The organism is Rhodococcus sp. IEGM 1406 (assembly GCF_030056745.1).
Lineage (GTDB): Bacteria > Actinomycetota > Actinomycetes > Mycobacteriales > Mycobacteriaceae > Rhodococcus_F > Rhodococcus_F erythropolis.
On the sequence record NZ_JASHKO010000007.1, the window covers coordinates 1 to 25,275 of the forward strand.

Genomic DNA, 25,275 nt, shown 5'->3' on the forward strand with positions numbered 1-25,275 from the left:
CATCCACCGGAGCCGGATCCGAAACGGTCACCGTCTGAGCCGACGCCGACGAACTGACAAACCCTGCACCAGCGGTGTAGTCAGCCGTAACGCTCTGCGCGCCAGCAGCATCGAACGAATGTGACAGCGTCGCGGTTCCACCGGAAACCGTCACCGGCGAACCGATCGCAGTGCCGTTCGACTTGAACTGCACCGTACCGACAGCGTTGTTCGGAGCCACGGTAGCGGTCAGATCAACCGCGCTGCCCGTGATCGCCGTCGCCGGAACCGACAACGACGTCGTCGTCTCGACATCGACCGGAGCCGAAGCAATGCTGATTGTCGCGAGCGGACCCGCACCGGCATTGAGCGGTGTGGTGTCCTTGTTCTCGCGGGGCGAGCAACGGGTCGGCGCCCACTGTGTACCAAGGAAACTCGCCTTTGCGAGCTGAGTGCTGAAGTTTTCGCTGGCACCGAGGTTGCCGGCCGTACCCGCGGTCCTCACCTTCGGTTGGATCACTCCCGTCGCACCAGCGACCATTGTTACGTCGACTGCGGGAAGCCGGAACCAGGTGTCTCCGTTGCCGTTTGTCGAGCCATCGAGGTTCTTCTTGGACTTCGGTACTCGAATACCTCCCTCCGAGTTGGTACTCGTCGTCGGACTGTTGCCGATCACCTGGTTGTTTCCGGACAGCCGAAGGATCCCGCCGCTACCGTCGACGTTGCCAGAGTCGTTGACCCTGAGAACGTTCGGTGCGACGCTGTCGAGTCCGACCGAGGTGCCCGCGACGACGGCCGCGGAAACGAACGTCGCGTTGGCCGGGATTGCGTAGTCGACCTTGAGACGTGACAGGTTCGTAGTCGTCGCGCCGGAATCCTTGTCCGGATACGACGTTCCGCTCGGCTGAATTCGGTAGGTGAAAGTCTCGCCGGGTTGGACAGAAGCGGGTGCGTCGACCGTGATGAGGTTGTCGGTGACCTTGTGGACGTCTCCGATGATGGAGCCTGCGACACACGCTGTTTTGAAACCGGTGGTCGAGATCGCGGCGGATGCGGGCGTGCCGATCAGCAGCATCCCCGCGACCATGGCGGTTCCGGTTATGGGCACGGCGAATCGCCGCAACTGAGAGATTTGGGGCATGGGCACTTCCTTCGGAAGGGCAAACATGAGCAGTGGATTCGGACAAAACGTGTGCGCGCCGTCACAACATAACGAAAAAACTAGTACGTGTACTACTTTTGGCAAGACACTTGTCCAATTCACCCCGGACTCACCCTCACATCACCTGACGGGGGATGGAAAAGCAGGGTATGGAAGCCCGATTGAACGCAAAACTAACGCCAAAGCGGTCTATCGACAACACTTTTGGTGGTCAACTCGTCAATCGGCGGGAAAAATTTGATATTCCGCCAGTTCAGAAAAAGTTCCAAACCTACCAGTACGAAAGTACGAATCAGGGCCGCGACGGAGTCCGTCGCGGCCCTGATGGTGTTGGTTCAGCGTGTCAGCGAAGCACATCCGTGCCGACAAACGGCACCAATGCCTCGGGCACTCGCACCGAGCCGTCGGCCTGCTGATGGTTCTCGAGAATCGACACGATCCAGCGCGTCGTTGCCAAGGTGCCGTTGAGAGTGGCAGCCGTCTGCGGCTTGCCGTTCTCGTCGCGGTACCGAACTCCGAGGCGGCGGGCCTGGAAAGTCGTGCAGTTGGACGTCGATGTCAGCTCGCGGTAGGTGCCCTGCGTCGGAACCCATGCCTCGCAGTCGAACTTACGCGCAGCCGAAGAACCGAGATCTCCGCCGGCGACGTCGATCACGCGGTACGGAACGTCGATGGCCGCCAACATGTCTCGCTCCCAGCCGAGGAGACGCTGGTGTTCGGCGTCGGCATCCTCGGGACGGCAGTACGTGAACATCTCGACCTTGTCGAACTGATGGACACGGATGATGCCGCGGGTGTCCTTGCCGTAGCTTCCGGCCTCGCGGCGGAAGCACGACGACCAACCGGCGTAGCGCTTCGGGCCTTCGTTCAGTTCGAGGATCTCGCCCGAGTGGTAGCCGGCCATGGGTACCTCGGAAGTTCCGACGAGGTACAGGTCGTCATCCTGCAAGTGGTAGATCTCGTCCGAGTGAGCACCGAGGAAGCCGGTACCCGCCATGATTTCCGGGCGTACGAGCACCGGCGGAATCATCATCGTGAATCCGTTGGCGATCGCCTTCTGCGCCGCCAACTGCAGCAGTCCGAGCTGGAGCATGGCTCCGTAGCCGGTCATGAAGTAGAAGCGCGAACCCGAAACCTTGGCGCCGCGTTCCATGTCGATCAGGCCGAGCGACTCACCCAGCTCGAGGTGATCCTTCGGCTCGAAGTCGAACTTCGGAATCTCACCGACGTGTTCGAGCACGATGTAATCGTCCTCGCCGCCGGCCGGCGCACCTTCTTGTACGACGTTGGAAATCGCGCGGTGTGCGGCGTCGAGCGCGGCCTGCGCCTCGTGCTGCGCGGCCTCGGCTTCCTTGACCTTGGCCGCCAGTTCCTTGGAACCCTCGAGCAGCGCGGGACGCTCCTCCGGAGATGCCTGTCCGACCTTCTTGCCGAAGGCCTTCTGCTCTGCGCGGAGGTTGTCTCCGGTCAGAACGGCAGCGCGTCGGGACGCGTCGGCTTCGAGCAGAGCGTCGACCAGTCCTGGATCTTCTCCACGGGTGCGCTGCGACTCGCGGACGATTTCGGGGTTCTCACGGAGAAACTTGAGGTCAATCACGACTTCGAACTTTACCCACTCACCGCAGCTCGCCGACGGTCACGTCCACGTCGGAGAGGGAGAGATCACGATTCGAGCAGACTCAGGTAGTCCTCGCGTCCGAACATCCGAGCCGCGTCGACGGCCGTCGGGTGTCCGCCTTTCGGGTCGGCTCCCCCGCTCACCAGCGCTTTCACCACCGCATCCTCGCCCTTGAAGACGGCTCCGGCGAGGGGTGTCTGGTTCTTGTCGTTGGGCCGGTTGACGTCGGCGCCGCGCTCGATCAAGGCAACGACGGCGTCAGCGTGACCGTGATACGCCGCCAACATGACGAGCGTGTCGCCACTCTCGTTGGTCAGATTGACGGGAACTCCAGCATCGACATACGACGCCAGCCCGGCCGCGTCGCCGGTTCGTGCCATGTCGAAGAGCCGGCCCGCCAGCTCGACAGCCTCGGGATCGAGTGGGGTGTTTTCGCTCATGACTACAAAATACTCACAGACGCGTTTGTGAGTTTTGTAGTGAAGGTTCGATATCGCCACGGCAACAGGCATGATGGAATCGATGTCCGAAGACAAGATCGAGAAGTCGCCAGATCCGGCAGATCCCCAGGGGACGCCGGCGAAGAAAACTGTCTCAGCGAGTCGCACCCGTCGGGTCCTGGCTGCTGTGGCGGTAGGTGCGGTGGTCGCCGCGATCGCAACGATCGCGATTTCCGGTGGATTGAACAAGGACGACTCGTCCTCGGTCAGTGTCAGTGGTGGCGGTCCAGCAGCGACGGGATCTACTCGCGACGACGCCTTCACCGCGGCTGCGGCCGGCGACTGCCTCAACTGGACGCCTGCGACCGAGTCGGGCGGGGACCGCACGGACATGTCAAAGGTTCAGTGCGGAACTGAACACCGCTTCGAGGTTGCCGGACCACTCGACCTGTCGGTGTTCCCCGGCGCCGAGTTCGGCCCCGGTTCCCGGTACCCGGGCGCCCTTCGATTCGCCGAACTCCGCGACGAGCACTGCACACCCATAGTCATGTCCTACCTCGATTCGAAGTTCGATCCCAAGGGCAAGTTCAGCGTCGGCCTGATGTTCCCGAGCGAATCGGGTTGGGCTTCGGGCGAGCGCGCACTGCGTTGCGGCTTGCAGTTCTCGACCACGACCGGCGAACTACAACCGTTCGTGGGCCGCGTGGCGGACCAGGACCAGTCGAACGTGTGGGACGTCGGCACGTGCATCGGCATCAACCAGAACCTCCCGACCGATCCGGTCGATTGCGCGAAACCGCATGCATACGAGGTTATTTCGGTGATCGACCTCGGCACTCAATTCCCGGGCGCAATGCCGTCTGTCGAAGATCAGGACCGTTACCTCGAGGGCGTCTGCACTCAGGCGTCCAACGAGTACCTTGGTTCCGCAGACGCGCTTCGCGACAAGACACTGACGCTGTTCTGGGACAACATTTCACTGGAAAGCTGGTTGGCCGGTAGCCGCCGAGTCAATTGTTCGATCGGCAAAGAGGTCGAAACCGGCGGGTTTGCCGCGATCACCGGAAGCGCCAAGGGCGAAATCCTGATCAACGGCGCCGCTCCGGTCCCGCCACCCGCTGCACCGGAAGGTCGGTCGCTGCCGACGCCGTTGCCCGGCGCAGCTCCGCCGTCGTAAGCCATGACGGTGACTATGACGCCCGACCGGTTCGAGGAACTGGTCGGCGAGGCGCTCGATCTGATTCCGCCCGAACTTGCCAAGGCCATCGACAACGTCGTGGTGCTTGTCGAAGCACGTGACGAGGAAGAACCGGGGCTGCTCGGTTTGTATCAGGGCGTCGCTCTGACCGAGCGGGATTCTCATTACGGTGGGTACCTGCCGGACACGGTCACTATTTTCCGCGATTCGATACTCGACATCTGTGCATCCGAGGACGAGGTTGTTCACGAGGTTGCCGTGACCGTCATCCACGAGATCGCGCACTACTTCGGCATCGAAGAAGACAGATTGCACGAACTCGGCTGGGGCTGAGGGCAAAGTCGTCCGATTTCGGGGGAACCAAAAGCGGCCGGTATGCATCAAACTATGTGCGGGGGGATTTCTACGGCTGTGTGCACGACCTCCCGGCCACTTATCCGCCCTGGTCAGGAAGGAGTTCGGCACTATGTACGTCGACCCTCAAGCCCTAGTTGCCGCCGCAATGGAACTCGAGTCTGCGGCGACGCGATTGCGCGGAATCGTCTCTACTGCGCAGCCGACGCTACGCGTTCTCCCAGCCGGATCCGAAGAAGTGTCCGGTAGCGCGGCAAATTACTTCAACACCATCTCGGGCAGCCTTGCCTCGTCCACCGATCGGGCAATCGAGGAGCTCACCGCGGCTGCGGCAGCTCTGCGCAAGAATGCAGCTGCCTACGAGCTCGAAGACCAGCTCACCAAGTCCAGCCTGGCAGCCGCACCGATCTGATCGACAGAAATCGAACTCGGTAACTCGGTAACTCGGCAACTCGGCAACTCGGCAACTCGGCAACTCGGCAACACAGTCACACTTCCTGGGGGGAAGAACAATGGTCGGCATCACCGGCGTCATCTGGTATCCACGGGGCGCAGCACCCAACTCTGCAGCACTGGTCGCCGGGGCCGGGCCGGTCCCTCTCGGTGTGGCGGCCGGGGCCTGGTCCACCGTGTCGTCCGGACTGACCGACACCGCTGCGTCCATCTCTCGCGTGATGGCGGACCTTCGCACCGGGTGGTCAGGAGAAGCCGCGGATGCCGCGTTGAGCAAGTTCGCACCGTTCCAGGAATGGGCTGCCGCGGCCGCGCTGCTCGCCGGAGAAACCGCTGGTAAAGCCCAAGTGCAGTCCGGTTCCTACACCGTCGCCACCCTGGCCATGCCGTCCCTGGCGGAGATCGCGGCGGTTCAAGCGGCCAAGGTCGCCGCGTACTCCATCGGCGGGGCCCTGGTCGGCGGGGCCGCTGCCGCCGAGGCTGCCGAAGAAGCACTCAAAATTCGAGCGGCGGTGACGATGGAAACGTACGACGCCGCAACGACGCATCTGGCCGTGCAGCAGAACTTCGATTCACCACCGTCCATCGCGGAACCCACAGCTGGGGCATCCGCTTCGGCCGAAAGCCCAGGCAACGCCGCACGACAGTCCGTCGCGCAAGCGGCATCAACGCTCGCTGACGTAATCGCGGATCCCGTGCGCGCCGCAACCGCTGCTGTCGCATCCGTAGTTTCCAACCCGGTATTTGCCGCCGCTGCCTCACAGGCCGGTGCCATCTCCGGTGGAGCGTCGGCCGCCGTCAGTGCCGCGACCACCGCCGTCACGGGCGCCACCACTGCCGCATCAACTCTCGCGACGGCCGGAGCAGGACTCACCGGACTGGGCGGCGCAGGGCTCGGTGGCGCAGGGCTCGGTGGCGCGAGACTCGGCGCTTCCACACCATCACTGTTCGGCACCCCGTCGGCAAGTCGGGCAACGGCACAGGTCAGCGCAGCTTCCGCGACCACCGGAGCCGGAGCATTCGCGGGCTCGTCGTCGAGCATCAGCACCGGCCGGCACGCTCTTCCGGATCCCTCCACCGGCCAGAGCGCCGCGCGCCAGAACCCCGTGACCTCGCCGGTTCAGGGCACCGTCGATACCGTCAAAGTGGATCCGGCCCGAACCGCGGGCGGATCTGCGCCGATCGCCGGCGGCCGTCATGCGGCCCAATCTGAAGACGACACCGAGCACGACACACCTGATTATCTGAAGCACTTCGAGCACTTCGCCGACGGCCGAACAGTCATCCCGTCCGTGATCGGTGGCGCACTCGAAACTGCAGAGCGTTGATGGTGGACCTCGGCACCTCACCTGATGGGTGGAATTTGCCTGTCGTCGCCCTCTCACAGGACGAAATGGACTATGTACGTGAGCGACTCGGGCTCGATGCGCTTCCGGTGGTTCTCGGTGGCGCGACGGTTCACGCCAGTGCGAGCGCTCACCATACGGCGATGCAGTCCGCGGCAGATTCGCTCTCCGAGCGCGATCTCCTCCCCGGCGGGGAGATCCATCACGAACTCAGCGCCCGCCTACGCGTCCTGACCCACCCCAAATGGGAGTTGGCGCTGCGTCGGCATGTCGGTGGAAGGATTTCACGCCTCTGCGTCGCACAGGGCGAGTTCCTTTGTGTCGAAGCAACTTCAACCGATTCTTCGTTCGCATTGTGCAGCGTCACCGCCGAACCAGCTGCACCCGTTGTCACCGCGCTCGGCAGCGCCGAAGCAATGCCGATTGCCGTGATCAACGCACCTACCGAGATGCTCAGCCTGGCATTCGGCGCCGGCCCGGATGCAGACAGCGTGACCTCGGCCTTGATCAACGCCGGGATACCCGAAGACGACGCGCGCCAACTGGGTAGCGCAATCGTCACATGCACTGCCTTCGCCGAATTGGTTGGAATACCACACAGTTTGGGAGCGGCGACGCTCATGACCGGCGCAGTGACTGTGTACGACACCTTGGCCGGCCGGCTCGTGGGTTCGACTACTCGGGCTGCCGACGGCACCGAGTGGACGTCCATCAGTTCCGGAACACCGCATCGCCTGCGACAAGCCGTGAACGCGCTGGTAACCGAACTCGAGGAATCGACGCCGGAGACTTCCGGGTAACCTCGGGGCGTCCCTTCAACGCCCGGAGCCTTACTTCAGCATGCAGTTCTCGCGTCAACCGTCGTCACCGGGCGAACAAGGCTCGGTCGCCACGATCGACCGGCCGAACGAAGAACGGGCAACAACACCGCACCGACAAGACCTGAACGGACTGCGTGGCCTCGCCATCGGTTTGGTGGTCGTATTCCACGTGTGGTTCGGACGGGTATCGGGCGGGGTGGACGTCTTCCTGGTTCTGTCCGGATACTTCTTCGTCGGCTCACTGGTTCGACGCGCCGAAGCCGGGGGTTCACTCAACCCGGTCCCGGCACTGCGGCGGGTGTTTCTGCGGCTGTTCCCCCTGATCGCGGTGGTCAGCATTTTGACCGCACTGGGGACCGCGTTGCTGCTGCCACGCACACGCTGGGCCGATCTGGGCGATCAACTGATCGCGGTGCTCGGGTTCTTCCAGAACTGGCAGCTCGCCAGCACCGCAAGCGACTACCTGGCCGCCGACGGCTCGGTCACTCCCCTGCAGCACCTGTGGTCGATGGCCGTGCAAGGTCAGTTCTATCTCCTGGCCATCGCACTCGTCTCCGTGATCGCTTATGTGGCTTCACGCGTGAATCCCAACTATTTCCGCCCGTCACTCGCGGCCACCCTTCTGGTTCTGACCGCAGGATCTTTTCTCTACGCACTCGCCAAATCTTCGCGTCACCAAGCCTGGGCGTACTACGACTCCGGCGCCAGGTTGTGGGAATTGGCCCTCGGTGGTCTGCTGGCCGTTCTGATGACCAGCACGCGCAGTCGGCAGATCGCATCCCTGCCGTTCTCGGTCAGAGCGACGATCGGCTGGGCGGGGCTTTCGTCGATCCTGTTGTGCGGCATAGTGCTCGACGGCGCCCAGCAGTTCCCCGGCCCGTGGGCGCTGGTACCGGTGCTGGCCACTCTTGCGTTGATACTGTCCGGAGTCGGCGACGACACACCTTGGACGTCGAAGACGCTCGCCCATCCGGCACTGACGTGGCTCGGCTCGTTCGCATTCGCGCTGTACCTGATTCACTGGCCGATTCTGGTGTTTGCACTCGTGATCACCGGACGCCCCGAAGCCGGCCTGCTCGGCGGGGCACTGATCATCGCCCTCTCCGTCGCGGGGGCGCTTGCACTCCGGCGCCTGGTCGAGGTTCCGGTGGAGCGCGGAGGCCGCTCGCGCCGGTACACCGTCCTGGCATGCGTCGTCACCGCTGCCGCGGTCCTCGCCGCTTCAGTCGCCTGGCAGTCGTACGCGAGCAGCCAGACGACGGGCCAGCGGGCGGTCGACACCCTCGACCTCCCGACCCATCCCGGCGCACTCGCGCTCACCGACGGTGCCGAAGTACCCAAGGCGTCGATGGTTCCCTCGATCTTCGATGCGCCACTGGACCTTCCGGCCAGTACGCTCGACGGCTGTATCGCCGATTTTCTCGAGCGGGACGTCGTCCACTGCACCTATGGCGACGCCGATGCAGACAGAACCATCGCGCTCGCGGGTGGTTCGCACTCCGAGCACTGGCTCACTGCGCTCGACGAACTCGGCAAGAGTCACGGGTTCCGCGTCGACACGTATCTGAAGATGGGCTGTCCGCTCACCGTCGACTCCATGCAGACGTTGTCGGACAACGACTATCCGGATTGCGTCGACTGGTCGCGTGGAGTGCTGACCGAGTTGGCCGACGCCTCACCCGATTTCGTGTTCACGACGGCAACCAGGCCGAGTTCCGACGGCCCTGGTGACGTGACGCCCGAATCGTACGTTCACGTATGGGAGGAACTGGGGCGCGACGGTATCGACGTCCTCGCCATTCGCGATACCCCCTGGCTGCACCACGACGGCGTCGCCTACCGCGCGATCGACTGTCTGGCGACAACCACGTCACCCGATCACTGCGCGATGCCACGGTCCGAAATGCTCAGCGACGTCAATCCGGCGCCGTCGGCAATTGCCGATCTGACCAACGTCCGCCTACTCGATCTCAGCGACGGTGTGTGCGGACCGGAGTTGTGCCGCGTCGTAGAGGGAAATGTGTTGGTGTATCACGATTCCCACCACCTGACAGCCAGCTACGTGAGCACACTGTCGGCTGAACTGGGGCGCCAACTGAGCGTCCAGACCGGTTGGTGGTGAAACCGGCTGTCAGCCCATCACGTCGTCGGCGCCGGGGATGAGTCGGTGCTCGAACGGCGGGTTGACGGCTCCCCAGCGTAGGCATTCCCAGCCGCCATCAGCTGAGGGCAACAGTTCGACGGTCTCGGTGTTGGCCAAGTGGTTGTTGGCTGCGAACAGTCCGGGGACACCGGCAAGCTGGGCGGCGACAAGACGAATCGCAGCACCATGACTCACCACGACGATGTCGCCGCCGTCTCGTGAGCCTTCCAGAAATTCTTCGCGCAGCGCATTGACGACGGGGACGTACCGTTCCAGGACGTCGTATCCCGTTTCACCGCCGGGAATGCGAGCGCCGAGGTTGCCGGTGTGCCAGTGATGGAACGTCTCCATGAACAGTCGGTGCGCGGCCTCGTCGGTGCGATCCTCGAGGTCACCGGCCTGGACCTCGTGCAGTCCGTCCCGCACATCCAGGGATACACCGGCGGCCTGCTCCACAAAACCTGCTGTCTGCCGGGCACGCAAAGCCAAGGACGATACGAGCGCCAGAGGAGGAGCCGAAGCCAGGCCGATGCCCAACGTCTCGGCCTGCGCCAACCCTTCCGGCGTGAGCTTTGCTCCGGGCAGAGCGGTGTCGAGACGTTTGGCGACATTCGCCTCCGTCTGACCGTGCCGAACGAGGATGAGCCTTCCGGTCATCGTTCTCCCCCTCCATGCTTGAGTTCGTCGATCCACCGAATCGCTTCTTCGTCCGAAGGAGGTTGTGGCCCGGTCGAATTCGCTGTCGCCCACGACCCCAGGAAGCGGACTCCGGATTTCCGATGCAGTGCACGCATCGCCTCGGCCACCAGCGAGTCCTCGACGTGTCCGACGCAGTCCACGAAGAACCGGTACGTACCCAATTCCGTTCGCATCGGACGCGATTCGATCCGAGTCAGATCGATACCGCGAGCGGCGAATTCGGAGAGTGCGCGCACCAGGGAGCCTGGAGCGTTGTCGAGGTGAAGCACCAGCGCGGTGCGATCGGCACCGGTCCGTTCGGGAACCGGAGCCGGCTTGGTGACCAGCACGAAGCGTGTACGGGCGCCGCCCACATCGGCGACGTTGTCCGCCAGGCTGTCGAGTCCGAGCATCTGACCGGCCAAAGCCGTGGACACACCGGCGTCGACCGTTCCAGCCTGCACGTCCAGCGCCGCACCGGCGTTGGACGAGGCCAACACCACCTCGGCCTGGGGCAGGTTCTCGGCGATCCATCCGCGGACCTGTGCGCCCGCATGCGGATAGGCCCCGATCGTGCGGACCTGGTCGGCGGTGGTCCCGGCCCGAACCAGGATGGAGAAACTCACGTCCAGATCGGTTTCGGCGACGATCTGCAGGGGCGAACCGAGAGCGAGTGAATCGAGCGTCGGAGCTACGCCGCCTTCCACCGAGTTTTCGAAGGGAACTACGGCCCCGTCCACGGAACCGTCGCGAACCATGTCGAGAGTCGCCGGCGGACTGCCGGCCGGTACTCGCTCGACGGTTTCGCCGAACGCGCCCTCAGCCTCCAACTGGGCGAGAGCTATCTCCGTGAAGGTTCCCGACGGACCGAAATACGCGATTCTTGGCACGCCTAAAAGATTACGCATCGACCCGCGCCGGTCACTGCAAACCCGCGGCACGCAGAGCCGTTTCCACCGCAGGCAGATCCGCGACCTCGATCGTGAGCAGCACCTCGCGCATCGCGGATGCGGCTTCCGGGATCAGCGCGGCGAGTTTTTCGGGCTTCGGATCGACTATCGCGGCGCGCACGTCGTCGCCGCGCAGTGCAGCGACGGTGCCACACAGTAGGGCGATCACCTCGTCGCCGTCGGCTGCGCGGGCTACGAAACCGACGGACTCGTGCGCGAGTACCGCCAGGAAATCAGCCACTTCGGTGGGCGTACGACCGGCGGCGAGTCCGGGGATCCGTCCACCTTCACACAGGCGCAGCGCCGCTTCGGCGGGTGTCAGATCCTCTTCGCCGCCGTCGACGTACACCGCGAGCGGAGCGGGCAGACGTAGCGCGATCGCGTCGTCGATCTGGTCGGTGGTGACGTCGACGTCGAAACGGACGGCCTCGTACGACGCTTCCGTGTCCGCGCGCAGTTCTTCCGGATCGATATCGAGGCGAACGACAACCCGGCCTGCTGCTTCGCCACCGATCAGCGCCGAAGCCGGAACGACCGGGAGAAAGAGTGCTTCGAGAAGTCCGCGCGAGTTTCTCGGGGCGGGCAGCCCGAGTGAAAGAGGAATGGCCACAGACAAACCGTAACCCCGGCGCAGGCGGCGGATTCCACGCGAGTTGCGCAAAAGTCTTGCGATTCACACCGAAGCGCCTTAGGTTAGGGTTACCTCATCATCCGATGGAGTTCGAGAGAACACCCGCCAAGGGGGCAGCATGGCAACGAAGACCAGCACCGGCCCGTCCACCGCCGAACGCGTCCGCAGCGCCTGTGTGCGCGCACAGGACGCAGTTCTCGCCATCGAAGGCAGCGATCCCACCGTCACGTCGGTGCATCACCTGCGTTCGAACGGTGACGTCGTCGTTGCAGTCCCACATGCCTCCGCAGCTGCGGCCCTGGCCTGGAACTCCGGCGGCGGCGGCCTGCCTGCCGTCCTCGAGATCACAGATCACGCACCACTGCGGCTGCGTGAGCCCGTGCGCTCCCTCGTGTGGCTTCGCGGCTCGTTGCACGCCGTGCCCGACTACGAGGCACGCGTTCTCGCCGACGACGTCGCATCCGAACATCCCCACCCGGGGCTCCTCGACATCGGCCACACCTCGGTCCTCCTTCGCCTGAGCCTGGCCTCGGCCGTTGTCGCCGACTCGACGGGGGCAGAGCCCGTCGCCGTGGACGAGTTGCTGAACGCCAGCCCCGATCCCTTCTGGGAAATGGAGACGGCGTGGCTGCAGCATCTCGACGAAGACCACCGCGATCTCGTGGACCTGCTCGTGCGCAAGCTTCCCCCGTACATGCGCACCGGACGCGTTCGCCCACTCGGCATCGACCGCTACGGACTGCGCCTGCGGGTCGAGGATCACACCGGCGACCGCGACGTGTGGATGCCGTTCGCCAACCCCGTCGACGACGCTCCCGCGCTGAGCCGCGCCATCCGAATGCTGGTCGGGTGCCCTTTCCTCAACGGCCTCCGATCAGGCGGCGCATCAAACGGCTAGCGTTGCGCGGGTGAATGCCCGCGAAACCGTCCGCACCTGGTTACGGCCGCCGTCTCCCGTTCGAACGGACCCGGAACTGGATCCCGCCGCCAGACGCGGAATTCGGATCGAGATCACCATCGTTCTGCTGGTCACCTTCGGGCTCAGCGGATTGTCCGGGATCCTTTCGCTCGCCGAATCCTTGGCGACGCCGGTTGCGCTCTCGGATCAGACGGTTGCACTCAACCCGTCGCGGGCCGCCATCGACTGGATCGACCTGGCGCGCCAATTACTGGGCGTCGCAAAGCTTCTCGCGTGGGCAGCGCTGGGACTCTATCTACTGTGGCGTTCGGGGATCGGTCCGCGTGCTGCGGGCCTGACTCCCAAGCCTCGATTCGGGCGCGACATCGCTCCGGGATTCGGCCTCGCCGCTGTGATCGGCCTCCCCGGCCTCCTGTTCTACCTCGTCGCTCAGGCACTGAGCATCAACCTCACCGTCCAGGCCAGCGCGCTCGACGACCACTGGTGGCGGGTTCCGATCCTCGTACTGTCCGCAATCGCGAACTCGGGCGCCGAAGAGGTACTGGTCGTCGCCTACCTGATCACTCGCCTCCGGACACTCGGCTGGAGCGAGAACAAGTCACTGCTCGCGTCCTCGCTCCTGCGCGGTAGTTATCACCTCTACCAAGGGTTCGGCGGCGGTGTGGGAAACGTGATCATGGGGCTCGTGTTCGGTCGATACTGGCAGCGCACCGGCAAGCTGTGGCCGCTGATCATCGCCCACGCGCTCATCGACATGGTGGCGTTCATCGGTTACGCCCTCCTGCGCGATCACGTCTCCTGGCTGCCGTGACCGGTACCGTGAACTGGTGACCGGCGACTCCGAATATCCTCAGCGCCCTCCGCGGCGCCAGCCGCCAGGGCCACCTCCGCGGCGCCAGCCGCCCCCGCGTGGACCGATGCCACCCCGTCAGGGCCCACCCCCGCAGCGGCGCCCACCGATGCCGCCCGAAGGGCCGACGGTCATTCGCCGCGACGGACGTCCACCGCAGCAGAATCCGGCCAATCAGGCCTGGTCACAGGTCCCACCAGAAGCGCCGCAGCAACCCAGGCGTGAGGACTGGGCGCCGACCCAACGCCCGCAGCCGTTCCAGGACGACCCCCGCAGGCAGGGGCCGCCGCGTCAGGATCCGCAACGCCAGGCGAAGTACGCACCCGCGCCGCCGCGCCGAACCCCGCCGAACGCCCCGCCTCGCCCTCCTGAACCCCCGAAGCAGCGACGCCCACGCAAGCGTCGTAGCTGGGGTAAACGTATCGGCATCACGTTGTTGGTCTTGCTGCTCGCGCTGGCCGGCGCGGTCTATTACGTCGACAGTTCGCTCAATCGAATCGACGCGCTGCCCGACTACGCGGGACGCGTCGCCGATACTCCGGGCACGAACTGGCTGATCGTCGGCTCCGACAGTCGTGAGGGACTCACACCCGAGCAGGAGCAAGCGCTTGCGACAGGTGGTGACACCGGCCCCAAGCGCACTGACACGGTCATCTTGGTCCACGTTCCCAAGAGCGGGAAGACGACGATGGTCAGCATCCCTCGCGATTCGTACGTTCCGATTCCCGGCTACGGCTCGGACAAGATCAACGCCGCCTTCGCTTTCGGTGGTGCCCCCTTGCTGGTGCAGACCGTCGAGGAGGCAACCGGACTTCGCATCGACCACTATGCCGAGATCGGATTCAGCGGGTTCGCCGGCATCGTCGACGCCGTCGGTGGCGTCAATGTATGCCTGACGCAGGCGATCGACGATCCGCTGGCTGGGATCAACCTCCCCGCTGGATGCCAGGACTTGAAGGGTTCGGATGCACTCGGGTTCGTGCGGACCCGAGCAACCGCGCTCGCCGACCTCGACCGCATGAACAACCAGCGCCAGTTCATGTCGGCGTTGCTGTCGAAGGCGACGAGTCCGAGTACGTTCCTCAATCCGTTCCGGTTGTGGCCGCTCGTCTCCGATACGGCCAAGTCCCTGCAGGTCGACGAGGGCGATCACATCTGGAATCTGGCCTCACTCGCCTGGGCGCTTCGCGGCGGGATGACCACCACGACGGTTCCGGTCGCCGGTTTCGAGGACGTGGACGGGTCGGGCAACGTGTTGTTGTGGGACAAGGCACGCGCTTCGCAGTTCTTCGACGCCCTGGCCAACGATCAGCAGATTCCGCAGGATCTGATCACCACGGGGTGATCGCCCTGAGTTTCGGTAGTACCCCGGGAGGACAGGCCGAGCGAACAAATCGCTTTCCGGCAGGACGCGGAACGGCCGGCGGAAAAATACCGTGAAGGTATGAACACAGCACACCGCCGATTCCGCACTGCCGCCGTCATCGCCGCCTCGGCCGGAGCGGCTTTACTGGCCACGTCCTGCTCGGGCACCTTCGACAAGTTCGACGAGTCGAAGGCATACAAGAAAACCGAAACCTTCTCTTTTGCACAAGCATCCAGCGGAATCGACACACTGCCGAGTTGGGTTCCCGCCGGCGCGACGGGTATCGACGAGGTCATCCGCACCACCGGCAACGAACGCATCCTGCGAATGACTGCGAACATCACAGAGATAGATCACAACAGCTGCATCGCACGACCCACCGTCGAAACTCGTCCGGCATCGCTGTCCGCACAGTGGTGGCCGACGGGGGTCGAGAAGGGCAGTTCTTTCCAGTGCGGCGACTGGTACGTCGGCGAAAAGGACTCGTTCGTCTACGGATACCGGCCGGAAACTCTCGACTTCATCATCGATCAGCTCGACAACAAGTAGCTCCCTGTCCGTGCCGCCGACCCAGTAATCTGTTGGGATGACACAGGCGAAGAACTCGAGCGAATTCACCACTCTGCTGCGTCAGCAGATCCGTAACGAGTTCACTGCATCGCAGCAGTACATCGCGGTAGCGGTGTACTTCGATGCACACGATCTTCCGCAGATGGCCGCGCGCTTCTACAGCCAGGCCACCGAGGAACGCGGTCACGCGATGATGATGATCCAGTACCTGCTCGACAACGACCTCGACGTGGACGTACCGGGTGTCGACGACGTCGTGACGAAGTTCGACAGTGTCCGGGCTCCGGTCGAATTGGCACTCGAGCAGGAGAAGACGGTCACCGAGCAGATCACGCAGTTGGCGCGCACCGCGCGCGATACCGGCGACTACCTGGGCGAGCAGTTCATGCAGTGGTTCCTCAAGGAGCAGGTCGAGGAAGTTGCAAGCATGACAACACTTCTCACCATCGTCGACCGTGCCGGCGACAACCTCTTCCACCTCGAAACGTTTGTCGCACGCGAGATGAACACACCGGCAGCTGCCGACGCAATGGCGCCGACACCCGCCGGCGGCGGCGTCTGAGGGCCACCGGCCTACCGAGTCTCCGGCCGCTCGGCGGCGCTCAGTGATCTGAGGAAGTTGTTGTATGCCTCCAGATCACTGTCGCCGTCGATCTCGGCGCGGCGGTCCTGGGCGGCATTCATCCGTTTGTCGTCCCGGTTCCAGCGCATCGCGAAGATCACGACCACCACCAGCGCGACGGGCTCACCGTACGACCACGCAAGGGCACCGGCCAACTGCTGGTCCTGCATCACGTCCACGCCCCACTCGGGAGGCGGATTCACGAACGTGGTCAGCAGCGGCTTTGTCGCCATCATGAGAACGACTCCGATGAACACGTGCAGCGGCATCTCCACGAAAAGGTCGAAACACCGGCCGAGATAGCTTTGCCGCACCGGCAGTGGTCCGGTGGCGAGCACGGGCATGATGAAGAGCAGACCGCTGGCGAGAAAGAAGATTTCGAGAAAGACGTGTCCGGCCGGCAATCCCGAGACGGCGTCGAAGATCGGCGACAGGTAGATCCCGTAGTAGCTGAACAGAAAGACCGGGATCGTGAACCCGGGGTGCAACATCCACCGTGCCGGACGGCTGCGCAATGCCGACAGTGCAAGCGCCAGAACATTTCTCCCGGGACCTCGATGCGACGTCGAACGCAGTAGCAACAGTCCTGGCGAGCCCAGCACCCACAGCGGCGGGATCGCCATCGAGAGCGTCAAATGTTGGAACATCCAGACACTGAAGAGTTCGTTCCCGTAACTTTCGACCTTCGAACCGGTCACGGCGATCAACAGCAAGCATCCGGCCAGAAAACACGCAGTTCGATACCAGGGCCATAGCCGTCCCCGCGCACGCACACGGTGCATTGACCACCAATACCAAAGCGCCAGAACAGCTCCCAGCAGAACAATAGGCGACAGGGACGAGAAGTCCCAGGTCAACATCTGTCCGATCGACGGCGGCGCCAGACCGTTCACCTCCTATTCACGGGCGAACCCTCCTTCGAATCCTTTCGGGTACCGTCGACTCTACACCTAAATACTATGTTGGATAGTATTTAAGTATTCGACGGAAGGTCAAGGTACACAGCAGTGTCCAGAAGCATGAAGATATCCGCCGCCCTGATCGCGTTGTTCGCGGTAGCACTGATCACGTTCATCACCGTCGATCCGATCAGGGCGGACAACGAGAGCACCGATCGGGCAGCACAATCCACCGCCGTCCTGACCGACGACGCGTACCGATTGACCTCGGCCGCTGACGACAAAGTGAATCTTGTCGAGTTCCTCGACTTCGAATGTGAGGCCTGCCTCGCGCTGTACCCGACGATGGAGCGAATCAGAGCCGAGTACGAGGATCGAATCACATTCGGCATCAGATACTTTCCGATTCCGAGTCACACCAACAGCACTCTCGCGGCGCAGGTCGTCGAATCCGCATCTCGCCAGGGCAAGTTCGTCGAGATGTATCAACGGATGTACGAGACTCAGTCGCAGTGGGGTGAATCCGCCGAATCGCAGGAGGCACTGTTTCGCTCCTACGCACAAGATCTCGGCCTGGACATGACCCGATTCGAATCCGACCTCAGCAGCCGCGGCGTCCGCGAGCGGGTCGAGCGCGACTTCAACGAGGGCAAACGCCTTGGCGTCCAGGGCACCCCGACGCTGTTCCTCAACGACGTGAAGCTGGCCCAGATGCCGAGCTACGAAGATCTGAAAGCCCAGATCGACTCAGCCTTGGAGCAATGATCAGGTCAGAACAGCGCAGATACCGGCGGAGACGGCCACCGTCACGGCTGCGGCAACGGCCGTCGTGATGGCCGCCGGCACGCACGCCGCAACCGCGCACGTCAGTCGCCGAGGCGACGCCACGTCGCCGTCGACCAGGGAACGCAATCGCACTGCGGTCGCGCCGCCGCGATCGCCCAAACTCCAGTCCGGCTGAGGAAGCGGCGATTTCGACACCACGGCAAGGGCGGAACGCACTGCAGCCGGGCTGGTGACGCGAGCGGCGTGCCGGTCCGCCGACAGTTCCACGATCGCGCCGACGGAAGCAGGTGCCGCCGCGAACAACGGCACTCCCGGCAGAACAGCGGCCAAGACTTCACAGGCACCGACGATTCGGTGATGACCGCCGCTCAGGTGCGCACGCTCATGCGCGAGGACCGCGTCACGCTCGCCCCCGGTAAGAGCGGATGACAAGCCTTGTGTCGCAACAACAAATCCAGGCTTTCCGGCGACACTGTAGGCCATCGGCAGCGGATGATCCAACCACAACACGTCGGACTCCGAGTTGTCGCGGCGCGCGACGATCGAGAGAACATCACGATGGAAATCTCGGACTCTCGCGTGCTCACGTGCCTGTTTGCGGCCGGCCAGCACGATCCGAACAGCGATCAAACCCACCACACCAACGGCTGTGCCGGTGATCAGTTCACCCACCCATGAACTCGTGCCGTGCGCGAAGGCGCTGAAACACCGAGCGATACCGTCGACCAGCCCCTCGACCGGCGCGTGGCTCGGCCACACCAGAACCAAGACCGCGGAGAGAGCGAGATAGAGAGCCGACGCCATACTGCCGAGCCACGCCGCGAGCAGCACCGTCGGTGACAACGTCGAGGAAACGGCCCGTAACGCTCTCGGAACCAAAAATCCGACGAATACCGCACCGAGAAGCATCGGCAAGGCCAGTGTCATTGCGCACCTTCCCCGGAAAGTCCTCGGCGCAGGGCCTCGTTCTCAGCGTCCGTCATGGTCTTCGCGAAGTGCAACAGCACGGCAGCGGAATCGGAACTGCTGTCCAACAATTCGCGCAGTGCCCTGGATGTGGCCTCTTCACGGCTGCGACTCGGCCGATAGAAGTAGGCGCGACTCTTCTTCTCACGACTCACCCAGCCCTTGTCGTAGAGATGAGTCACGACGGTCAGGATGGTGGTGTACGCGAGTTGTCGACGCTCACCCAGGATCTCGACCAGATCCTTGACCGAGAGCGCGTCGTCGGACTGCCAGAGCACATCCATGACCTCGGCTTCGAGTCCGCCCAGCCCCTGCATTGCTCCTCCATCGCGTCGTGACAGAACTTCAACCGCTCGCGGCCTTCTCCCCGAACGACACGCCCCGGGAATTCAGATACGCGAGCGGATCAGTCTTCTGCCCGTCAGATTGCCACACCTCGTAGTGCAGGTGCGGTCCCGTCGATTGTCCACGATTGCCGACGGTCGCGATCAGTTCACCCGCCCGCACCTTCTGACCGGCAACCACGAGCGCCTCGTTGATGTGCCCGTAGACGCCGACGGTCCCGTCGTCCTGCTGGATGCGGACCCAGAGCCCGAATCCCGCGGCGGGGCCGGATTCGATCACAACACCGTCGGTCGCCGAGACGATGGGCGTACCGATCGAGTTTGCGATGTCGAGACCGTAATGGGTTGTTCCCCAGCGTGGACCGAAGTTGGACGTCATCGTCCCGCTGACGGGGGCCATCACCCGCGGCTTTTCTGCCTCGTACGCCAACGCCGCCCGTTCGGCTTCGAGTTGTCTCGTCTTACCGAGTTGTTCGGCTATCCCGGCAAGATCCGTCGTCCGAACAAGGTCGAGTATCTCCGGCACCGACACCAGCGCTGGACCTTCCGCTGCAACTGGAAGCGGCGATGCGTGCCCGATGGAAGTGCCGGACGCCAGGATTGCACCCGTCGCCACGGAAACCGCGGCCATGCGCCCGCCGGGTCTGGTCGGCTCGGATTTTCGATGTCTTCCCACTTCTCGGTCCTCGCGTCGATGACAAATGAAGGTCTACGCCGCCACCTTACAACTATGTTGCATAGTTTTTAAGACATGCACTATTGCGCATATATGCATATGTGTCTAGGCTGACGTCGACGAAAGGACCTTCGATGTCACACGGACACGGGCACGGAATCTCTCCCGCCGAGGCTGCGACCAGCAACAGCGGCAAGCATGTCAACAAACTGTGGATCGCCGCCGGCCTCGGGTTGGTGACGTTCGTGCTGCAGGTGACGGTCGGCTTCTTCACCTCGTCACTGGCGCTGCTTTCGGACTCGGCGCACGTGTTCACCGACATCTTCGGCATCTTCATGGCGCTCGCCGCGATCCTCGTCGCACAGCGCGCAGCACGGCGCCCGGATCGCACTTTCGGCATGTACCGCACGGAAGTGTTTGCGGCACTGGCCAATGCGATCCTGCTCTTCGCAGTCGCCGGGTGGGTGCTCTACGAGGCTGCCAGCCGATTCTCGGATCCGCCCGAGGTTCCGGGCCTCCCCGTCGCGATAGTCGCCGTCGTCGGTTTGGCGATGAACGTCATCGCCTTCCTGATGCTCCGCAGCGGCGCGAAGGAAAGCATCAACATCCGCGGCGCCTACCTCGAAGTCATGGCGGACATGATCGGGTCCATCGGCGTCCTCGTCAGCGGCTTGGTCACGCTCGCTTTCGGTTGGCGCTACGCCGACCCCGTCATCGGCGTCGCCATCGGCCTTTTCGTCTTGCCGCGCGCCTTCAACCTGGGCCGCCATGCCGTCCGCATCTTGCTCCAGCAGGCTCCCGATCGCATCGACGTCACCTCGATACTCGAGAAGATCAACACACTCCCGGGTGTCGTCGACGCGCACGATCTGCACGTCTGGACACTCACCTCGGGGATGGAAGTTGCTTCCGTTCACGTCACCGCGGCCAGTGACGCCGATCCCACTACGGTGCTCGCGGCCACCCAAACCTTGCTGGCCGAGGTATTCGAACTGGAGCACGCCACCGTGCAGGTGGAACTCCAGGGAAGTGACGGTAAATGCACGGAACTCGCCTGGTGAAAAGGACATTCCTAAATGAAACATTCGCTTTCGGGCCAATGGATAACCGCACCGAATTCGAAAAGAAATTAGGTCTTCTTTAGTTTGGGAACGCTTACCACAATAAGGTCAGACTGGGATGACAGGGCCTCTGACCTGCACTATCTTGGAATTCATGACTTCTGGGGAGACTCACATGACCAAATTCCACGCACTACTCCGAGACCAGATTCGCAACGAGTTCAACGCTTCGCATCAGTACATCGCGACAGCGGTTTACTTCGACAATGCGGACCTGCCACAGCTGGCAAAGCACTTCTACAAGCAGGCTGTGGAAGAGCGTAACCACGCCATGATGATCGTTCAGTATTTCCTCGATCGCGACATCAACGTCGAACTCACCGGCGTCGACGCCGCGAAGGCCGACTTCAAGGATGCCCGTGAGCCCATCGCTCTCGCGCTGACGCAGGAGAAGACGGTCACCGAGCAGATCGTCCAGCTCGCGAGCACTGCCCGCGAAGAAGGCGACTACCTCGGCGAGCAGTTCATGCAGTGGTTCCTCAAGGAGCAGGTCGAGGAAGTTGCCAGCATGACAACACTTCTCACCATCGCGGACCGCGCAGGCGCCAACCTGTTCGACCTCGAAGACTTCGTGTCCCGCGAGATGAGCACCGTCGGTGACACCACCGGTGCGCCGAACGCAGCAGGCGGAACCATCTAGCCTGCAGCACTCACGGATTTTGCCCTCGAGCCGAACGGTTCGCTTCCTGCCAGCAGGATCGAACTGATCAGCTCGGGGGCATCTGTCATCGGTACGTGCCCGAGTCCGGGCAAAACCATCAACTTCGCCTGCGGGAACGGCTTTTTCACGCGCTGCGCTTGGTACACGGGCAGAATGAGATCGCGTCGACCCCACGCAACCGTCACCGGCACAGTGGGATCCACGATGGGCGGCAACACGAAGTCCATCTCGAGACCGAGATCGACGAGTTCGTTGGACACGAGCGAACGGCAGTCGGCCAACGCCGCCGCATAACCGACATGACTCGGATGAGCGAAGAACGCGGCGAGCGCCGGATAGCGAATCAGCTTGTACCGCAATGCACGTGGCAGACCATCGCCCATGAGCTTGGCCGTGCCGCGCAGTGCACGGAACGTGTTGATCGCCCGCACCTGATCGAGGTGATTGACAAAGAACCCGGCCGGCGAAAGAGCTGTCGCCGACGCGACGTCTCCGCGCGCTGCCAGCGAGAGTGCAATCCATCCGCCGAGTGAGTTTCCGGCGACGTGGGCACGCTCCCCCGCCGGAGTCACTTCCTTGACGAACTCACTGACGTCGTCGATCAGCTGTCCCATGACGTCCGGACCGAGTTCGGGTAGCAGGGACTCTCCGTGACCTGGCAGGTCGACCGTGACCACACGGCGATACGGCGTCAGCTGGTCCAAAAGCGAATCCCACGCCTGCCGTCGATGGACGATGCCATGGACGAGCACAAGCGTGGGACCGCTACCGGAGATGTCGTGCGACAAAGTCATGCCGCCAACATTAACCGTAACTTTGCGTAACGCCTATAGTTCTGGCGAAAAAATCAGCGCAGCGTGACCTGGCGTCCGCGCAGGCCGTCGCGCGAGCGCAGCTCGGCCGAGTTCAGCGGAGCATCGACAGCCAGAGCCTCGGCAAGACGCTCACCGAGCTCGACGGTTGCCGCTACCCACTCGTTTGCATGCTTTTCGCGGTCGAGGTCGAAGACGGGGACCAACAGGCCGTGGGTGCGGAACGAGCCTGCGTAGCGCGAGCCCTCACCCAGGTGCAGTCCACCGGTCGCGTGCACGCGCGCCAACGCGAGCATCAGGTCGTCTTCGCTCTCGGGGCGAACCCAACGCAGGTGCGCCTTCTCGCCGGCGTCGACCCACCACGCGGCAACGAGGCCGTCGCCTTCGAGGCGTGCAGAGGGCATGATCGCCGAGTTGGCGTGCTGCACGGTGGCGGCAACCTCAGGATCGGTTTCGACGCCTTCCGGAATCCACCAGTTGAAGTTCTGGTGCACGGTGATGTCGAGCAGAGCCGAGGGATCGACAACCTCGGTGACGGCGGGTGTCTCGGAATCGGGGTTCGCGGCAGAAAGCGCGTCGCCGGGGGCCGCGTCCTTGATCCAGTTCACCGAAGCGGCGAGGTCTGCGCCGAGGTCGGCAGAGTGCGCTTGAACCTGGACACCGACAAATCCGGTGGCCGTCTCGCCCTCGTCGCGGACGAGGGCGGCAACAGCGCCGGGGAGGACCGTCGCCAACGTGACGGGACGGTCGGAGCCGATGACCGGCAACGGAGCCGTGGCGGACGGAACGAATTCGCGCAGCGCGACCAGATCGCACTCGGCGGCAAGGCCCTCGAACGGGCGGTTCACTGCGCCGGCAGCGGCTTCACGCTCTGCTTGGCGTGCCGCCAGCTTCTCTGCGCGTGCGCTGCCCTGCTTCGGTCCACTGTTTCTTTTGCTCTTCTTGGCCACGAGGGCAAAATCTACACGCTGCCCAGCCATTGCTTCGTGCGCCCGGGATGGTTGGTGGCCACCCAACTGACCCCGAGCTCACGACACAGGTCCACATCCGCCTTGTCGTCGACGGTCCAGCAGTACGTCGCGCGACCCGCAGCGGCAGCCCGATCGACCAGATCGGGATGTTCGCGCAGCGCCTTGATCGACGGCCCGATCGCCGTGGCGCCGACAGCCGTCGACGCACCACCGCCGAGGTATCGCGACGCGTCACCGAGCAGGACCGTCGGCAGCAACGGTGCCGAACGACGCACTCGCCAGACCGCAGTAGCCGAGAAAGACATGACCACCGCGCGAGAGTGATCGGCCGACGGCGGCGACGCGATCCCGAAGCGGTGCAGTTCCGCGAGAAGTTTTGCTTCGACCAGGCCGCCGAATCGCACTGGGTGCTTGGTTTCGATGAACAGCTTCACCGGGCGCACGAAATCAAGGGCGAGGGTGATGAGGTCGGAGAGAGTCAGCAGTTCGGCCGGTTCGCTCGTCGACCCGTAGTCCAGAGCGTTCAGCGAATCGAGCGTCATCTCGCTGACGATCCCCGTGCCGCTGGAGGTGCGGTCGACCTTGCGGTCGTGAACGCAGACCAGGTGCCCGTCGCGGGTGAGCCGGACGTCGCATTCGAGCCCGTCGGCACCCTCCTCGAGGGCCAGTTCGTAGGCGGCGAGGGTGTGCTCCGGCCGCGCAGCCGACGCACCTCGGTGCGCAACGACGAGTGGACCTCGACGATCTGGGCTCACAGGGCAGCGGTCTCCTTCTCGTCCAACACCGTCTTCTCTTCCAACACCGAGCGCGGCACTGGCACCCATCGAGTTTCCGATTCGGGTTCGCCGCGCCAACCCCTGCGCTCGATCCGTCGGATCACGACGAGCGTCAACGCCGCGGTGACGGCTGCGACCAATGCGATGAACGCGTTCAGCAGAACCCCGTCGGCCATTGCCTGAATCCCCGGGCGTGATCGCCAGTACGCGTTGACCACCAGCAGCAGAGCGCTGAATCCCCAGAAGCCCCACCAGATCTTCACCAGCAGAGTTCCGCGCGGATCGCGGCGGACCAACTCGAAGAGATAAACCGCCGGCATCACGAGGTTGAGGATCGGCACAGCGCAGCCGACGACAACTTCCGACGCTGTGCGCGGATCGGATTCCCCGGCACCTGCGAAGTGTTCACGACGCCGACGAAGTAGCCAGCACACACCGGCGACAGCCGCGAAGACCGAGATCAGCAGTCCACCCAACTGAGTGAAGTACACGGCGGCGTCGGAGACCGTGAGAAGCCACTGCGGGATCAGCGTGGCGCGGTTACGCACCAGGATCGCGTATCTGCCCAGTTCGGCGAACACAGCGAGTCCGTAGAGAATCGTCGCGAGTGTCAGCAACGGCCCGACTCGGTCGGCCATCCGGTCCGCTCGCGAGGGCGGCACCGGTGAGGTGTCGACGATGTCCTGGAGTCCCCACTGCGGGACGGCGTCGTAGCGCGGGGTGGTGAGGCTACGACGCACTGGTGCGTCCCCCACGCCGCGTGGGTCGGACGGTGAGCGCGCGATCCAGCGGAAGCCTCGACGGTTGGGTGGTTGGTAGATCTCGGTGCGGGTGGGGATCAGCAGGACGCCGCTGCAGCGCGGGCACCACTGCGTTGGGCCGCCGACGACAGGCCAGCGTGCGGCGCACCGGGCGCAGACCTGAACGACACTCACAACTTCGATTCTGTCACGCCGTATCGGTAACGGCAGCAAATGGATTCACTCCCGATTTGTGATCGAACCTCCACCCCGTTCACCTGCATTGTTCGAATAATGTGACCTCCGCCACTTAAAAACTCGAGTTATCCACAGTTTCCACAGGTTCATCCACAGTTCTGGATGAATGAATCGGGCTTTATCCACAGGTCACGGGCAAGACCCTGAGAATTTGCTGACAGGTGT

General features: G+C 63.6%; 28 protein-coding genes. 14 read left to right on the top strand and 14 right to left on the bottom strand.

Going from position 1 to position 25,275, the window contains the following annotated elements; genetic code table 11:
• From QM596_RS26680 to QM596_RS26690, 3 genes are all read right to left on the bottom strand, one after another.
• On the bottom strand, positions 1-1,120 hold a 1,120-nt coding region (locus QM596_RS26680), incomplete at its 3' end, for an Ig-like domain-containing protein (protein WP_283310312.1).
• 364 nt (positions 1,121-1,484) lie between these two features.
• Entirely contained in the window at positions 1,485-2,738 is a 1,254-nt protein-coding gene (serS, locus tag QM596_RS26685) for a serine--tRNA ligase (protein ID WP_007736032.1), read from the bottom strand.
• Between the two features lie 65 nt (positions 2,739-2,803).
• Entirely contained in the window at positions 2,804-3,199 is a 396-nt protein-coding gene (locus tag QM596_RS26690) for an ankyrin repeat domain-containing protein (RefSeq protein ID WP_003945404.1), read from the bottom strand.
• A gap of 70 nt (positions 3,200-3,269) precedes the next feature.
• Here QM596_RS26690 and QM596_RS26695 point away from each other — a divergent pair, with 70 nt between their 5' ends.
• The 6 genes from QM596_RS26695 (at position 3,270) to QM596_RS26720 (ending at position 9,493) form a co-directional block, all read left to right on the top strand.
• Complete coding sequence (locus QM596_RS26695) at positions 3,270-4,376, top strand: septum formation family protein (protein WP_019746391.1); 1,107 nt, start codon at positions 3,270-3,272, stop codon at positions 4,374-4,376.
• Positions 4,377-4,379: 3 nt separating this feature from the next.
• The gene (locus QM596_RS26700; RefSeq protein ID WP_007736028.1) at positions 4,380-4,730 is read left to right on the top strand and encodes a metallopeptidase family protein; all 351 of its coding nucleotides are present in this window, start codon (positions 4,380-4,382) and stop codon (positions 4,728-4,730) included.
• A gap of 133 nt (positions 4,731-4,863) precedes the next feature.
• The gene (locus QM596_RS26705) at positions 4,864-5,163 is read left to right on the top strand and encodes a PE family protein (RefSeq protein ID WP_029254193.1); all 300 of its coding nucleotides are present in this window, start codon (positions 4,864-4,866) and stop codon (positions 5,161-5,163) included.
• A gap of 100 nt (positions 5,164-5,263) precedes the next feature.
• A complete protein-coding gene (locus QM596_RS26710) occupies positions 5,264-6,532 on the top strand; it encodes a PPE domain-containing protein (protein WP_283310313.1) in 1,269 nt (422 codons plus the stop codon).
• Between the two features lie 65 nt (positions 6,533-6,597).
• Positions 6,598-7,350: an ESX secretion-associated protein EspG gene (locus tag QM596_RS26715; RefSeq protein ID WP_283310314.1), complete on the top strand. Its 753-nt coding sequence runs from the start codon at positions 6,598-6,600 to the stop codon at positions 7,348-7,350.
• 40 nt (positions 7,351-7,390) lie between these two features.
• Entirely contained in the window at positions 7,391-9,493 is a 2,103-nt protein-coding gene (locus QM596_RS26720; protein WP_070384789.1) for an acyltransferase family protein, read from the top strand.
• A 9-nt stretch (positions 9,494-9,502) separates the two neighbouring features.
• Here the strand turns inward: QM596_RS26720 and QM596_RS26725 are convergent, their stop codons facing one another.
• Genes QM596_RS26725 through QM596_RS26735 form a run of 3 tightly spaced genes read right to left on the bottom strand, consistent with a single transcriptional unit; the run spans position 9,503 to position 11,752 of the window.
• Positions 9,503-10,171 carry a histidine phosphatase family protein gene (locus QM596_RS26725; RefSeq protein WP_019746386.1) on the bottom strand — a complete coding sequence of 223 codons (669 nt, stop codon included), beginning with the start codon at positions 10,169-10,171 and terminating at the stop codon, positions 9,503-9,505.
• A complete protein-coding gene (gene pheA / locus QM596_RS26730; protein WP_020905747.1) occupies positions 10,168-11,100 on the bottom strand; it encodes a prephenate dehydratase in 933 nt (310 codons plus the stop codon). The genes QM596_RS26725 and pheA overlap by 4 nt, the downstream gene beginning before the upstream one ends.
• Before the next feature lie 13 nt (positions 11,101-11,113).
• On the bottom strand, positions 11,114-11,752 hold the full coding sequence (locus QM596_RS26735) for a hypothetical protein (protein WP_021334642.1): 639 nt from the start codon (positions 11,750-11,752) through the stop codon (positions 11,114-11,116).
• 139 nt (positions 11,753-11,891) lie between these two features.
• Between QM596_RS26735 and QM596_RS26740 the strand changes: the two genes are divergently transcribed.
• The 5 genes from QM596_RS26740 to QM596_RS26760 all read left to right on the top strand — a co-directional run bounded on the left by QM596_RS26740 (position 11,892) and on the right by QM596_RS26760 (position 16,040).
• Positions 11,892-12,671 carry a DUF2470 domain-containing protein gene (locus QM596_RS26740; RefSeq protein WP_003945406.1) on the top strand — a complete coding sequence of 260 codons (780 nt, stop codon included), beginning with the start codon at positions 11,892-11,894 and terminating at the stop codon, positions 12,669-12,671.
• Between the two features lie 10 nt (positions 12,672-12,681).
• Positions 12,682-13,503, top strand: a complete 822-nt coding sequence (locus QM596_RS26745; protein ID WP_020905746.1) for a CPBP family intramembrane glutamic endopeptidase — start codon at positions 12,682-12,684, stop codon at positions 13,501-13,503.
• Positions 13,504-13,651: 148 nt separating this feature from the next.
• Positions 13,652-14,887, top strand: a complete 1,236-nt coding sequence (locus tag QM596_RS26750; protein WP_020968096.1) for an LCP family glycopolymer transferase — start codon at positions 13,652-13,654, stop codon at positions 14,885-14,887.
• Between the two features lie 99 nt (positions 14,888-14,986).
• The gene (locus QM596_RS26755) at positions 14,987-15,457 is read left to right on the top strand and encodes a hypothetical protein (RefSeq protein WP_029254187.1); all 471 of its coding nucleotides are present in this window, start codon (positions 14,987-14,989) and stop codon (positions 15,455-15,457) included.
• Positions 15,458-15,494: 37 nt separating this feature from the next.
• Positions 15,495-16,040, top strand: a complete 546-nt coding sequence (locus tag QM596_RS26760) for a ferritin (RefSeq protein WP_020905744.1) — start codon at positions 15,495-15,497, stop codon at positions 16,038-16,040.
• An 11-nt stretch (positions 16,041-16,051) separates the two neighbouring features.
• Here the strand turns inward: QM596_RS26760 and QM596_RS26765 are convergent, their stop codons facing one another.
• The gene (locus tag QM596_RS26765) at positions 16,052-16,993 is read right to left on the bottom strand and encodes a cytochrome c oxidase assembly protein (protein WP_283310317.1); all 942 of its coding nucleotides are present in this window, start codon (positions 16,991-16,993) and stop codon (positions 16,052-16,054) included.
• A gap of 126 nt (positions 16,994-17,119) precedes the next feature.
• Between QM596_RS26765 and QM596_RS26770 the strand changes: the two genes are divergently transcribed.
• On the top strand, positions 17,120-17,764 hold the full coding sequence (locus tag QM596_RS26770) for a DsbA family protein (RefSeq protein WP_021342427.1): 645 nt from the start codon (positions 17,120-17,122) through the stop codon (positions 17,762-17,764).
• On the opposite strand, the gene QM596_RS26775 is transcribed toward QM596_RS26770, so the two are convergent.
• Genes QM596_RS26775 through QM596_RS26785 form a run of 3 tightly spaced genes read right to left on the bottom strand, consistent with a single transcriptional unit; the run spans position 17,765 to position 19,726 of the window.
• Complete coding sequence (locus QM596_RS26775; protein ID WP_084325528.1) at positions 17,765-18,712, bottom strand: M56 family metallopeptidase; 948 nt, start codon at positions 18,710-18,712, stop codon at positions 17,765-17,767.
• A complete protein-coding gene (locus QM596_RS26780) occupies positions 18,709-19,068 on the bottom strand; it encodes a BlaI/MecI/CopY family transcriptional regulator (protein WP_019746375.1) in 360 nt (119 codons plus the stop codon). The genes QM596_RS26775 and QM596_RS26780 overlap by 4 nt, the downstream gene beginning before the upstream one ends.
• A gap of 28 nt (positions 19,069-19,096) precedes the next feature.
• Positions 19,097-19,726 (bottom strand): M23 family metallopeptidase, encoded by a 630-nt coding sequence (locus QM596_RS26785; RefSeq protein WP_021342425.1) that lies wholly within the window; start codon positions 19,724-19,726, stop codon positions 19,097-19,099.
• 179 nt (positions 19,727-19,905) lie between these two features.
• Between QM596_RS26785 and QM596_RS26790 the strand changes: the two genes are divergently transcribed.
• Entirely contained in the window at positions 19,906-20,832 is a 927-nt protein-coding gene (locus QM596_RS26790; protein ID WP_019746373.1) for a cation diffusion facilitator family transporter, read from the top strand.
• A gap of 154 nt (positions 20,833-20,986) precedes the next feature.
• A complete protein-coding gene (locus QM596_RS26795; RefSeq protein WP_024487904.1) occupies positions 20,987-21,532 on the top strand; it encodes a ferritin in 546 nt (181 codons plus the stop codon).
• On the opposite strand, the gene QM596_RS26800 is transcribed toward QM596_RS26795, so the two are convergent.
• Genes QM596_RS26800 through QM596_RS26815 form a run of 4 tightly spaced genes read right to left on the bottom strand, consistent with a single transcriptional unit; the run spans position 21,529 to position 25,047 of the window.
• Positions 21,529-22,347 (bottom strand): alpha/beta fold hydrolase, encoded by an 819-nt coding sequence (locus QM596_RS26800; RefSeq protein ID WP_003944129.1) that lies wholly within the window; start codon positions 22,345-22,347, stop codon positions 21,529-21,531. The genes QM596_RS26795 and QM596_RS26800 overlap by 4 nt on opposite strands.
• Positions 22,348-22,400: 53 nt before the next feature.
• Positions 22,401-23,315, bottom strand: a complete 915-nt coding sequence (locus QM596_RS26805; RefSeq protein ID WP_024487903.1) for a DUF5926 family protein — start codon at positions 23,313-23,315, stop codon at positions 22,401-22,403.
• Between the two features lie 11 nt (positions 23,316-23,326).
• Positions 23,327-24,091, bottom strand: coding sequence for a glycerophosphodiester phosphodiesterase (locus tag QM596_RS26810; protein ID WP_283310319.1), 765 nt, complete (start codon positions 24,089-24,091; stop codon positions 23,327-23,329).
• Positions 24,088-25,047: a DUF4328 domain-containing protein gene (locus QM596_RS26815; RefSeq protein ID WP_283310321.1), complete on the bottom strand. Its 960-nt coding sequence runs from the start codon at positions 25,045-25,047 to the stop codon at positions 24,088-24,090. The genes QM596_RS26810 and QM596_RS26815 overlap by 4 nt, the downstream gene beginning before the upstream one ends.
• Positions 25,048-25,275 lie beyond the last annotated feature (228 nt).